Raw genomic sequence first — 13,795 nt, forward strand, 5'->3', positions numbered from 1 at the left:
GCCCATTGTTCGGCGCAGGTTGAAAACATAAAGATTACCTCAAGTCGTGTTTTTTATTGAGATCAATCTATGAGGGAAAAGTTCAATAACGCGGGGGCGGGTTAAAATATTTGTGTAGGAAAGACAGGTGATAACCCAGTCCAGTTGCCCGTCACCGTTAATATCCATCAGTGAGGCGTTATCCTGCAAAGCTGGCGTGATAGGAAGGAGTTGCATTTTCCCCCAGGTGACCGCATTCATCTCTTCCCCGGCTTGACGTTGGGCAGATCGATACCACCAGCCATTTCTATCCTGATATAGAATACCGGGTACGCCTTCTCCTTTCAGGTCAAGCAGTTGCCAGCGTTGAATGGCGTTGAAATTTGCCAGTACATCCATTGATTGCCAGCGTGCTTTTTGTTCTGGCTCAAAAGGCTGGTAAGCCAGCTCCAGTGGTGGCAGTGAGATGACGGTATTGTTGTCCTCATGACCTATCCGACGGACAGAAACGAGCGTGCTGATCACCGCGTTTTCATCGTAATCCAGTATCAGACGTGAAACCAACGCGGGTTCATCGTCCCCTTTTGCTTGACCAGACAGGGTTTTTAGACGGTGAAACATCAGGATTTGACGGCATAAGCGCCGGGTGCGCAATTCAAAACCGTATTCATAACGGGAAAAACGGTCTTGGCGGCAAAGCCAGAGACTTGAGGCTTTAAACGGCGGTATTTCAGATAAGCTGTTTTTGCGTTCACCGTAATCAAATACTAAACAGAACAACCAGCCAGATTTGAGTGGGTCATCTCCGTTGAGCGTGGGAAAAACTTCGCTGGCGGTCAGGTTACCGTAATGGACCGCTTGCAGGTAGCGTTGGACGGTTGCGTTCGGATGGGCTGTGAACTCGTCAGTTTCGCAGTTTGTTTCATCTTCGGCTCGATATTGATAATAAATCTGTTCGCCGTGAGATGATACCGAGGCTTCCAACAGCCATTGCGCCGTTTGGCTAACATTGAGTGGATTGCTGATACGTGCCTGAGGATTTTTTCCCAGTAAATGGACCTGTCCGTCGGGGCTGTATATCAGCCAGAAATCGGTTGTACCTGTTGTTTTGGGTTGCCAATATTCCAACCGGCTAAAGTGGCTTTCCAAACGGGAACGATAACCGGTAACGGTGAAGATTTCCCCCAAATTGATGCCCTGCAATGAGGATTCACTGCGGATATCAGCTTGACCGTTCTCATTTAATGCTATGACCAACACTTCACCTTCTGGTCCCAGAAAAGTATCGGTTTCATCGTAATTCGGTACGCCAGTACTGGTGCGGCGACGAATTGTCATAACGTTGCAGTCCCAACCGAGACCAAACGGGCTGTTACCGGCTCCACTGCTGTAATTCAAGGTGAGCGATGGGGAGTAACCACGCCCGGCAGAAATGGGTAATGGCAGGGATAAGGCGGCCATACCATCCGGCCCAGTTGGTGTTAATGCTTCACCCATACCGGTAATTGCCCCGCCGCCCTTGGGTAATGACAGCTCGGCAACACTGAATGTCTGTGAATTCTGCATGAAAACTCCTTACAGGCCCCGATTCGGGGCCTGTTTTAGTACGTTTGGACGGTTATTTAATGGTGTAGCGAATATGCAAAATGATATCGTTCAGGGTTTTTAGCATAGTGGCTTGTTTACCTTTCTCCGGCATGGATGCATTTGGGAAACTCAGTGTCAGCGTGCCTTGATCAATAGCGATGCCTTCGAATGGCAGGAATTTGCCATCGTTGAAATCGAGCTGGAATTGGCCGCTGTCATTCATACCGTGAGAAACTGCTAGCGCTTCGCAGCCGTTAGCTAATCCGGTTTTATCACCGTAAGACAATATTGCCTGCACATCCTGATATGGCCCCAGTAGCGCGGGCAGGGTGACACTGATCTGTTTGATACGTCGAATTTTGCCAAGAGATGTCGGGTAATCCTCACGAATTTTCAAATCAGCTAATGAAAATGATGCCTGCAAAGAGGTTTTAGTGTCCGTGCCGGTGCCAAACGCCAAATTATTATTACCATTGCCGGCTTTGCCTGAACCTTTAATCACCAGCTTCTCAATTTCCTGACTCAGAGTGAATGGGCCTTTATCTTGCGGTAATCCAGCATAAACTTCGGCTAGCGACACCGTGCGTTCCACTTCTAGTGCACGTTTATCGCATTTCAGATGGGCATCTTCCATTTGTGTCAGACTTAGCATCAAGGTTTCACCTGCAAGCAGACCGGCATAGGTTCCTTGCCAGGCACCTGGTTTAATGAAACTTGCAGAGGCATCATTGATTTCCCAACGGTAAGCCTGTTCTGCCATTAAACAACGCGCGACAGCCAAATCGTAGAATTGGAAGTAAATCGCCGCCAATCGGCCACGTAGCCAGTTGTACAACGCTTGATTGCTGAACTTACGTTGCAGGAAGGCCAGCTGAGATTGGGTCTGTTCTTGCTGGGTTTTCAGGCTGGTTTTTTGCAATACGGCGGCTTCACGGCGTACTACCAGTGATTTAAGTTGGGCATCGAGTTGTTTCAGTTCTGCTTCGGCATTATTACGTTGGATCTCCCACTCCTGACGGCGACGACGGTAGGTTTCGGATTGGCTAATTTTATCCGCTTCGGTATTCATAACATTAGCGGAGAATTCCATCACATAACCTGTTGCCTCAGCGATAGCTCCCCAGCGACTACCACCGCCGGCGAAGCCGAAGATGTTAGGCACCAAATCAGCCGCTGCGCCAGCCAGACGGGATGCTTGAACTGCCGTGGTGAGCCCGGCTGCGGACGCTCGTAGCATCATAGCTTGGTTTTCACCGGCGTTGATGTTTTCATCATACAACTTGCTATAGCTATCAAAGCGCGATTGGGCTCCCGCTTTGGATTTTTCCAGCACGGTTTTCTCGACATCCAATTCTTCAATGGTTTTGTCCTGAATGCTCAGGTTAGTCAATATCAGCTCCGCGGCCTGATTTTGTAATAACGCATTGAGTGCTTCCGCGTCCTGACGCTCGATAATATTTTGTAACGTGGAGCCGAACTGGATGAGTTGGCTAACCATGCCGCGTGCATTTTCCAGCATGTGCGGGAAGCGCCACAGGGACATAAATGACTCTGGTAGTTTGCCTCCACTTTGAGAAGTGGCAACGGCGGCGCTGAGTAACGCTTTTGGATCTGCCGGTGTGGCATAGATTGGCAGATATAGCGGTTGACCGTCGATAGAGAGGTTATGACGCAGGTTGTATACTCTCTGAGCTAATGTCTGCCAGTAGTTCATCATCACTTCATTAATTTGTGGCAGGAAGAGATCGGTCAGGGTATTGGCGCTGCGCAATGTTAAAAGTGCTGGTGTACTCTGCCGCAGAGCAACTATTGAGCTGGCGTGAGCATTTTGGGTAGTAATATCCGCGGCTCTGTCTAGTCGAGGATCATTCCATGTCGTACCCAGCGGTAGGTAAGGTTTGTCGCCCAATAGATGCAGTGCTTGCATATACCACATCTTCGCTTCGTTAAGCGTATCCCGCTCCAGTTGGCGGTAAGCCTGATCGCCGCGTGCTATCAACAGATCGAGAGTACGCATAAAGGTTGAGACTTTGTAGTGCATCGGATCGTGTTGTGCTACCGCGTCAGGATCGACAGAATCCAAAGGATTGCTGTTCCAACTGGTATCTTCCAGTAACGGACGGACATTCCAGTGGTAGTTCTGAATCTGGCCGTGGACAATATACCCGGATGGGCTCCAGACATATTTCAGCCAGCGGTTGGCTTCATCAAAGTTTTGTTCATGCAACAAACGTTGAGCAACCAGCATCGGGGTATAGTAGAACAGTTCCCAGAAGTAGAGGCTGTTAGCGCCGCTGAAATCCATTGGTTCTGTGAAAGTGGGCACGACTCTAGCTGATGAAAGCCCTGGGAAAGTCCCATTCTTATAGGTAGTGTCGAATATAGCGAGTTCATCATTATTATCCTTTTTAACAAAGCGGATAGCATTTGTTTCCTGTTTTTGATAAACCGCATAGACATAGAGATTATCTTTGTTTCCATGAGCATCATCAAAACGGGATAAGAATAATTGTATTTTTGTTGGTGTTATATCGCTTAGTGTCCCTTGATAAATAGGGAATTTATCACCCGATTTGAAAATATCATAATACATAATCGTAAAGGATTTATCAGTGCCGTGGATTTCTGGATTATATTTATCCATAACTAATTCCACGTAGGCCCCAATTCCCATCATAGATTCTTGGATATTTTGGGTTTCCATACTGAGAATTGTATCGATTCCGGTGGTGGCTCGTGCAACCAACTGGCGGGCAAATAGGGTATTCAGGCGAGTACGATAGGCTTGCCATTGCATATATTGCGCACCATTTTCATTATGGTGCAGGGTCAGGGCATTATCGGTACTCACCTTGCGGATAACAGGAATACTGAAACTTTCATAACCCAGTTTGCGGCCATCTTCTGCAAATGCGGTAAACGTAACATCAATACTGGCTGAATTGTTAATAAAGTTCAGACCAGAACCGTCTATTTCAAGGGCATTAAATTGATAATTCATTTCATCAAAGCTAGGTGATGGCTGAATGGAGACATCTTTATCTGCGGTAAAAGTTTTCTCCTTGCCACCCACTTTGACTATTATCTGAACTTTTGCTGGAGAAATTGCAGTATTAATCTCTACTGGGCCTGAAACATCAGTAGCAGTCCCTTTACTGTCAGTCATAAAGATGTATTGCTTAAGATCATCCGGTTTATTCAGAGAGTCTGTAGCATAATCATCACCAATGGCGGCATTTTGGTTGGTTAGAGAACGTTTTGCTCCAGGAATCCAAGCTTCTAATTTAGATGGATAAGTGGTGTCACGGTGGAATAGTAGTCTCCCTTGATTAAGTCCGCTGGTGTTTCCGCTATATTGATAGACGGGGTAAAACATGAGCTTATTTGACGAGTTATTTGGATTGACCCCCAAGCTAGTATAAACAATAAATTTATCACCCAGTTTGCCATATTTATTCATCAGGTTGCATTGGTTGCGTTGCTGACCTTCATATCCGTTATGAATAATTCTTAATTTTGGGGAGATATAGATTTTTAAATCACTTGATGTGGCTTTATAACTGATAATCGGAATATCCCCGTTATATACCATGCTGAGGTAATAATCTCCCCAATAATAATCTTTTCGGCTATTTACCGAGGAAGGAATCTCATAATCCTCTGCATAGCGGTTATTCACTCTTCTGACACTATTAGTATCAAATTGTTGATAGCTATTATCCCGATAAACATTGCTCTGTTCTGGGGTCATATCTTTGGATGCCATATCGGCAAAGATATATAGCCCTTGCATTGCAGCGTTTTTATAACTATCTAGTGTGTCTTGTTGGTTATAAAACATCACCAGCAACGTATCTTCACCTTGATAACCGGCACAATAGAGTCCGGGCGCTTTATTTTTTGCCAGTTCTAGCTTGGATATTTTTTCATTGACATCAAAGGTGATTGGCGTATTCCAAGTGCCGTCATAACGGATATGCGCCAGTTTCAGTTCATAACGATAATCCGTCTCGGTTTGATAGCCATCTTTACTATTTCCTGTCTGTTTGGTGATCTCCTTTTGTTCCAACCAGAGCAGATACAAGCGGGATTTGTACATCACAGGGCGGATAGTGCTTCGGTAAGGATTAATTGGGCAATCAATTTTGTGCCACTCACTCCAAGCGTTAGCCGCGAATTTACCGTCGCTGAATTTACTGTGATCGACACTACGCCAATAGTATTCACCGGCATCAGTTTCATTAAGTCCGATAAAATAGGTCAGCCCTTGATCGTTATTAATATTATCGTGATATGCACTAATAACTTTAAGATTAGCTACCTGTTCAAACGACGTCAGATAAGACATAAAGGCGTCTTCGACCGTATCGGTATTTAATTGGCTTTGGCTGACGGATTGCAGTAATGCGTCCATCATTTTGGTTTGTCCGATGCGTATGGTCGGATCAATATAGTTTTCCGGGTAGTAAACTAATTGAGAAACACCAGCCCAAGTGCTGTAGCGTTTATTATATTTGTCCCAGTCGATAAAGAATTGGCGGCTGATAACCCCCGAATTGGCATTTTCTTCCACATTTTCCAGCGCCCGGTTAACGTACAGTTGAATGCTGGCAATGGCTTCGGCGATTCGGGTGGTTTTGATTGCAGCGGAAACCTGATTATCAATCAGCAAGTATTGATACAGGTCATCACGGCTTTTAATGGCCGCCGCTGGTTTGGCGACTTGACGGATATAGTAGGTGCTTAATGCGGCACTGCGGGATTCATCCAGAAAAGCGTGTAATGTATCCGCTTGTTGTGAATTCAATCCGGCGGTTAATATTCCCGCCGCGTTTTCCCACTGGGCATAGGTCGGCGTCTCTTTCATTGATTGAATATAATCCAGTCCGACCAAAGCAGAAACGCCCTGAGGGGCGACATTCAATTGTTGTGCAACATTAACCCATTGCAGGATGGTATTGATAGATGTCCAACAGGAGAAAGCATTTTCTTGAGTCACTGGAGGAAGGTGTTGATGGTTTTGTGCTTGAGTACTGGCTTGCAACAACAAATTGGCATCAAGATTCATAGCGTCAGCCAGTTGTTCTGCCGTTAAAGTGTTAGCTTCTAATGCCGCTAATACGGAGGAGGCTTTTTCGCCTAGTGCGTTAACCCAATCCGCAAAACGTGTCAGCATGATCAATGAAAGTGCATCATGCGTAGGAGCTGCCTCAGTCGCAGCGCCAAACATCTCTGGTTTTGTCACAAACAGGCGGAAGGCGTTTTCGTTAATGCCGGTGGAATGGTAAACCATTTCCAATTGTGCCAGAGCCTGACAGTACTGAACGATATGTTCCTGCATTTCTGCTGCTTCCGATGAACCTGGCGTATACTGAGTATTCAACCAGTCCCAGAATTTTTCTGCTGTCATTGCGCCGTCGCCGGGCTTTAACTTGTCTGCCCAAAGTAGCACTGAATGGGCGACATTTTCTGATGATAATTGCAAGGTAGCCGCAATATAAGGCGCCATAACATGTAGTAAATCTGCTTTGTCTTTATCAAGACCTTGTAAACCGTGGTAAACGGTATCTAGCAGATTCTTAATTTCAGGCGTTAGCGTTTTGTTATAGCTGGTGGAGGTCATAATAAACAACTGGAACACGCTCCACTTCTGTATATGTAACCAGCCGGTAATGGTATTGAGTTTTCTGATCAGGCTAGCCAATTGCTTATCATTGATAGCGGATAAATTAGTTTCTCCTTCACCCACAGCGAACAGCAATAAATCCAATTCATCAATGGTTAATTGATGGATTTCTGCCAATAATTTCCCAATATATAAATTGGAAAGATTCCTTAGGCTATTTTTAATCTTTCCGTCTTTATTATTATGGTCGGTAATTTTAAGCAGGCGGTAGAGCGAGACATCATCGATATTAAATGCACGCTTGAGTATGGTTTTGCGCCAATCGCCGGTGCTGCCTGGATTTAAATCAACCTCTTCATCTCCGGTAGAAAAATATTGGCCGTTCAGTAATGGCGTATTAAACAGGCGATCAAATTGGCTAGTTTGATTCTCATATGAGCGTTGTGAAATAAGCGCATTGCAGAGTATTAGGGCAGTTTCAGCATCAATAGCATAACGCTGCATATAATATTTAGTCAGAAAAACTTTACCTAATACTTCTGTGTTGATATCCAGTTGCTGATTAACACTGCGCACAATACCTTCCAGAATCGTGGGTGACAATTCTGTTGCACGGGATAGACGAATCGCCTTATTGAGTTTTAGCAGGAAAGAGTATTGGTTATATTCCTCAACGGTAAATTTTGCGGCGGCATAGGCGTAATTAGTATTAGGAAGTACTCGTGTCAGGCCAATTTCAAAAGGTTGACTGATATCAGTGGTACTTAATGTGATATTTGCAGAGTATTCTATGTTGACCTGAGGAGCGCCTTCAGTTCGAATAAGCTCTCTTTTGTCATTTAACTTGATGGATAAATAAGTGGCATTCCAAAAATCTTTGAATTTATAATCTAACCGATAATTTTCACCACCGAAGGGAAACAGTTCCACGTCCACTTGATAGGCATTTGTTGTATATTCGCGGGTAATCCGATATACCTTAACCGTGCCATCACTGCTGTTAACTACTGGAGTAATAAGCTGGTTATGACTATATTCCTGTTGACCAAAATTGCTGGCTTTACCAATAAACTGGCTAAGTTCTTCATCACTTAAATTGTAATAACGTTTAAGATATTCCGGCATAGCCAGTGAGGCCGGTTCGATATTACCAAAATTTTTCTCATAAAGTTCCTCAGCATTACCTTCGGTAATCTCCTCCGTCAGGATATTAAACAACTCAGGTGAGATTGAGGCGTTAATACCCAATAGGGAGGCTTGATGCATTAGCCCGGCAATTGCCGGTGATGCATTTAATTGCTCAAGCCCAGGATCTTGTAGCTGGATAACTTCACGCACATTTTCATAAGCATCGTGATAAGGCGTCGCGCCGGAAGGACGGAAAGTGGAGAGCATTTCCATCACTTTAGTATAGTTATCCAGCTTAGACTCAGTTTTAATACTTTCCAACAATAGCTCATTGGATAACGAGAGCGTGGAAAGTTCGGTATCCATATTTTGTTGGCTGAGCGCCATTGATTTGAGATCTGGGCGGCGGGTATCCAGATAATAAACGGAGTTGCTGGCGTGTAAATTGCGAGCCTCACGATAAAGCTCAGTCAAATAAGCGGCGGGGGAGAACATGGAGGAAACGGTACCCGGTGCGACATATTGACTGGCTCTACCGCTAAATTGGCTGTTATAGCCTATCAGTTCGACATTAGGGGCGATGATGGCAAGATGTACGGCATTTTGTAATTGAGGATTCGCGCGCTTAAGAATACGGGCTTCATATAGCCGATTATCCTTTTGGGCCTGTTGGGCATCATGATATAAGTCGTGTGCTTCGGACCAGGAGAGGTGAGCAGATACTTGTTGGTGAAATTCGTTAAAAGAGCTGTGGCTAATATCTGTCAGGCAATTAAAACCACATTGGTTTTTTAATACATCAGGTATCTCTTTTACAGGCGAATTCATATTTATTCCTTTTAAATCATAAAGTAAATGAAACATCCGTGTTGCCTTTACATCATGGATCAATCAGAGAATGATTCCGTTCCATCGGAAGAAGAGATGATTAAGTACAGGCTTTGAGAAATAGCTGAGATATGCATAGAAATAGTTTGCGAGGTGTAAAGAGGCATATCTTGATCTCTCAGAGAATCACTATCTCACTGTTTTCTTTAAATAGCTGTTGCAAAAAAAGCAGATGCAAAATTTGCAACTGATTTTCTAATCAGAGTTGGCTGGAAATGGCGCTGTGTTGTTCTCATGATGAACTGTACGAGGGAAGCGAAGTTCAGTGATAACTAATATAAATTATTAAGTTTATTTAATTTTAAAATTGCAATCATTACATGTTGAGCATGATAGTGTTTTTCAACTAATTGAAATGTTTAATTAAAGAGCTAATCACGCCTATTTTTCCGTAATGATAATATGTCAAATTTCTTTATAATTATTATTGTAACATAAGGTGGGGGTATATTTATTTTGCAACAATAATAAAAATTGTTTGATAACTGCTAAGAATAAAGATGATAAAACTCAATCTCAGTTAATGCATACTTTGATGTTAAATAATGCAAAGAAGAAAAGTCGTTGTAATGTTTTCTTGTTAATATTCCATTCTATTTAGGATGGAATGATTAGTTAAAATAAGAAGGATATATGATGCTATTTTGTTCAAAGAACTTGAAGTATTTTATGGAGTCAGCAAAAAGAGAGTCATTCACTTTAGCAGCGGATACGCTTTGTATTACTCCCTCTCCCTTAAGTAGGATCATATATCAACTGGAACAACGTGTAGGTTGCCAATTATTTGAAAGATTACCGGGAAGGACTAAACTGACTGAGGAAGGGATGGCCTTATATCAGGAGCTATTGCCGTGCTATGAGAGGATGCAGCGTGTTGAGGATAACTGGCATTATCGGAGAAGCGAGAGATTAATGAACGCCGGCAAACTTATTATTGGGACCAGTGGAGAATATATTAATAAAATTTCGGCAGTGATAAAAAGAGCGGTGCAACGTTATCATTATCGTGATATTTACATAAAAAACAATTTTCTGGTTGATGATTCAGCAAGAAAAGAGGCAATATTTTCTTCTTTAATGAAAGAAGATATAACCGTCTATGTGACGACTGAACATTATCCTGATAACGATAATATTATAAGAATAGATGGAACTTATCAGGTGCTGCGTCTTGCTATCGCTAATGATATTTTGGGATCGGAAAGTCATGCTGATGATATTATATCCACATTGCCTTTAGCTCAGCATAATAGCGCTTTCTTGAAACAATGTGACGGCTTTATTCTACTGAATTGTCTACCTGAGTACCAAAATTTAACTTTGCTAACTGTTCCTGATTTCTCTAATCGGTTGGATTTAGTGAGATCAGGTATCGCGATAAGTTTAATGACACCTAATGAAGCGATCTGTTCTGCTGATCTTCATAAAGGTATTACCTTTTTGAATTTTAAATCGTATCCAACACCATCAGTGAAATATTGTGCTTATACTCTTAGACACAAATATAAAGAACCATTGAATTTATTGATTTCCGATTTAATTGTCTAGGATTGATCTGAGATATTTATCATTGCATTAATTAAACCATTTGTCTGGATTAATGAAATATTATCGTGATTGAATGAAACTTTCTTGAAATTTTAATGATTGGTTGTGAAATCCCCTGAATTAAAGTTCAGGGGATCGTTTATTAATTACTATTTTATCAATTTAATTTGTACTGGATGATCTAAAGCTGCCGGTATAAGTATCACGTACATTTCTATGAGTAATCGCTGATGGTTTAATATCTTGTAATAATACATAGGTATCTCTACCTTGATGTCTCATTGAAACAACTTCGAACGGTGTTTCTCTGGGGAATAGTATTTCTGCTTGCCCCGCTTCTGGTCCATTGGCTCTTATTTTCAATTTTTCAACAAAGCTTTTCCTCGAATCATCTAAATCCACCTTAAATATTTTCTCCGCATTTTCGTTATTATATTTAGATTTTGCTGCCACATTGACACCTGCATTGGTTAAAAATGCCATTTTGACATATCGAGTTTCACTGGTTTCTTTTTTATGCACAAAATTCAAAAAACCACGATGGGCCGATGTTGATAAATAAGCATTATCTGAAACGATATCACCAACGTTGATGCTATTTCCTTCCTGTGGAGAGTGCCAAGGTGAGGGGGTGGAATTATCCACATAGGTCATCACTCGATAAGTTACCCGCATTTGTCTATCTTGCAGGGCAGATAATGAGGAATCTAAATCTTTCACTATCGATGTAATATTGTTTTCTCTTATTGCAGTATTAATTTGCGAGCTATCCGTGGTGTAATCTTTAATTGGGCTAGTATCTACACCGGGATTGTTGGTCAATAATTGATGGGCTTCTTGCTCTGTTTGGGTAGCGATAGCTCTTTGGCGTTTGAAAGTTTGAGGTTTCGCCATTTTTTTATAAACGGCTTCTTCCATTCCTGTAAAGGAACCCTGTTTTATTATCGCCTCTTCTGTTCTGTTAGCCGGAGATAATCCCTGAACATCAAATTGTGTCACCGGATTATTTCTCACCATGCGATATAAATTCAGCCCATCAATGGTTCCGGCCGGGTCCGCACTTAACCATCTACCCACCCACGGTTGGTAATAACGGTAGCCGTAATAATACAGCCCGGTAGCATCCCGCTCTTTACCTGAATAACGAATGGTTTTATAGCTGGCTTCGGTTTGATTCCTTGCTGCCCACAGTGCTGTACCGCCAAATGGATAATATTCTTCCTCACTGATAATTTGTCCTTCGCTATCTAATTCAAGTTGGCTGGAACCGATAAGATTATCGTAGCTGTAACGAAGTTGATTGTTGTTGATATCTTCGGGTTTTCCGCTCTCCCAATGTAATACCCGGACTTGCGCACGACCAGCTTTACCGAGTGTGATAACTTGCAAATATTCCGTGGTAGTACTGCCATGTTGGGTTGTGCGTAGTTCTAGCCCCGGCAGATAAGTGACTCTTTGCTGTTGCGCGATATTCTGAGTTTGTTGTTCATTCACTTTTAGCTGTCGTGTGCCGTTGCTATCGTAGCGATACCACTCATTTCCTGCGCTACTGTTGACTTGTTTCAATTCGCCTCGCGGTGTCCATATTAGAACTTGACCGGATAATAAGTTGGTTTGATGGCCTCCCGCATCAAATAAGGCATCAACTTGGGTTGGATCTTCGGTCAGTGTGCTTAATACGGCACGGTTGCTGTAATTAGAAACCGTTATATTCGTCGTGTAGTTATTTTGCGTGGCAGGTGAACTATGCTGAATTTTCATCAAATTGCCGCCACGGTCATAACTATAGGTGCGGGTGTAGTTAGTGTAGGTGTTGTTATCAGCAGGTAGCGCAGGGGAGGGGAGTGGGTTATTTGGCTGACCTATATTGGCCATTTCACGTCCGGTGGCACTGATAAGCTGATACAGAGAATCGTAGGTATAGCTATTCTCCGGGATGACTTTTTGATTGCGCCAAAAGCGGGTGGCTTCCGCATCGTTACGGATATTGATCACATTGCCTACCGGGTCATATTGATAGCGTAGGTCTTGCAACACCTTGGCGTCTGATGGACGGCGAGTGGTAATGCCGATAAGCCGCTGAGTTTCCGGTTCATAGCTGTATTCGGTAATAATGCCGTTACCGTGCTCTTCGCGTAATTTTTGTCCGGCGGCGGAGTAGGTCAGCGATTTGATAATCACTTGTTCGGCCTGACCTTTTAATGTTAGCCAGCTCCCTTTTAGCTGACCGGCCACATCATAGGCTTGCCGCTGAATGTTGCCTTTAGCATCGGTCTGGGTAAGTAAAGCCCCGGTGGCATCGGTTTTATTTTGGGTGGTATAGACATCACTACTCAGTTTTTGCTGCCAGAGGCTCTGGTCTTCACCTGTCCAGTCGGCATCTTGGTTATCGACGAGCAGTTGTTGAGATTGTGATAAAACGGTGCCGGTCAGGGCAAGGCTGTTGAGTTGAGTGAGCCCTGCGGTATCGTAATGGCGGACACGCTGACCAACAAGGTTGTACTCTTTTTCCTGCGGCGTATTGCCGGCCCAGATAAGACGCTCGGTGGTTTTCTCTTCTGTCTGTGCTTGTTCGGTGATTGCGAGTAGGCGACCGGGTAGGGTGTTATCTTCATAAAGGTGATTTTGGCGGACACCGGTTGCGCTGATGGTCAATACCGGGCGACCTTCAATATCGTTGAGGGTAATTGTTCGGCCAGCATCGACGCTCTCTGTTCGCAGGATATTGCCGGTCAAATTATGCTGCCAGATAAAATTCGGTTGTACGGCGTTGTTAGTCTGCTTAGCATCATACAGGCGAGGATCAATGCTTTGGTTCAAATATCCGCCGGCATTATATTGATGGCGAGTAATCCGCGGATCGGTATTTGCTTCTGCGGTAGCGCGGTGAAAACTAATATTACGGATAGCGAGTCCACGGTTATCGTGAACACTGACGGTCGGCGTATGGTGATAAAGTTTTGAGTCAATGTTTTTCATCATCATTTACTTCCTTTGTTATGTTGAATAATTTCTGCAATCGCTATTTTGTCTGCGTTA

4 protein-coding genes are annotated in these 13,795 nt (G+C 43.4%); 1 reads left to right on the forward strand and 3 read right to left on the reverse strand.

The genetic code is table 11. The features are described 5' to 3' along the window. Positions 1-39 precede the first annotated feature (39 nt). Together AACQ38_RS10600 and AACQ38_RS10605 are read right to left on the reverse strand one after the other, a co-directional pair. On the reverse strand, positions 40-1,545 hold the full coding sequence (locus AACQ38_RS10600; RefSeq protein ID WP_165578081.1) for a SpvB/TcaC N-terminal domain-containing protein: 1,506 nt from the start codon (positions 1,543-1,545) through the stop codon (positions 40-42). A gap of 52 nt (positions 1,546-1,597) precedes the next feature. Further along, entirely contained in the window at positions 1,598-9,148 is a 7,551-nt protein-coding gene (locus AACQ38_RS10605; protein ID WP_165578082.1) for a Tc toxin subunit A-related protein, read from the reverse strand. 696 nt (positions 9,149-9,844) lie between these two features. Between AACQ38_RS10605 and AACQ38_RS10610 the strand changes: the two genes are divergently transcribed. Next, on the forward strand, positions 9,845-10,756 hold the full coding sequence (locus AACQ38_RS10610) for a LysR family transcriptional regulator (RefSeq protein ID WP_242685558.1): 912 nt from the start codon (positions 9,845-9,847) through the stop codon (positions 10,754-10,756). 162 nt (positions 10,757-10,918) lie between these two features. Here AACQ38_RS10610 and AACQ38_RS10615 read toward each other — a convergent pair whose 3' ends face one another. Further along, the gene (locus AACQ38_RS10615; protein WP_165578140.1) at positions 10,919-13,735 is read right to left on the reverse strand and encodes an RHS repeat-associated core domain-containing protein; all 2,817 of its coding nucleotides are present in this window, start codon (positions 13,733-13,735) and stop codon (positions 10,919-10,921) included. Positions 13,736-13,795 lie beyond the last annotated feature (60 nt).

It is taken from the genome of Photorhabdus sp. RW14-46 (genome assembly GCF_963887965.1).
GTDB classification, from domain to species: Bacteria; Pseudomonadota; Gammaproteobacteria; order Enterobacterales; family Enterobacteriaceae; genus Photorhabdus; species Photorhabdus laumondii.

What these genes read in the sequence shown, in the direction of transcription:
- AACQ38_RS10605 (WP_165578082.1), bottom strand. Translation starts at nt 9,148, where the DNA reads ATGAATTCGCCTGTAAAAGAGATACCTGATGTATTAAAAAACCAATGT.
- AACQ38_RS10600 (WP_165578081.1), bottom strand. Translation starts at nt 1,545, where the DNA reads ATGCAGAATTCACAGACATTCAGTGTTGCCGAGCTGTCATTACCCAAG.
- AACQ38_RS10615 (WP_165578140.1), bottom strand. Translation starts at nt 13,735, where the DNA reads ATGAAAAACATTGACTCAAAACTTTATCACCATACGCCGACCGTCAGT.
- AACQ38_RS10610 (WP_242685558.1), top strand. Translation starts at nt 9,845, where the DNA reads ATGCTATTTTGTTCAAAGAACTTGAAGTATTTTATGGAGTCAGCAAAA.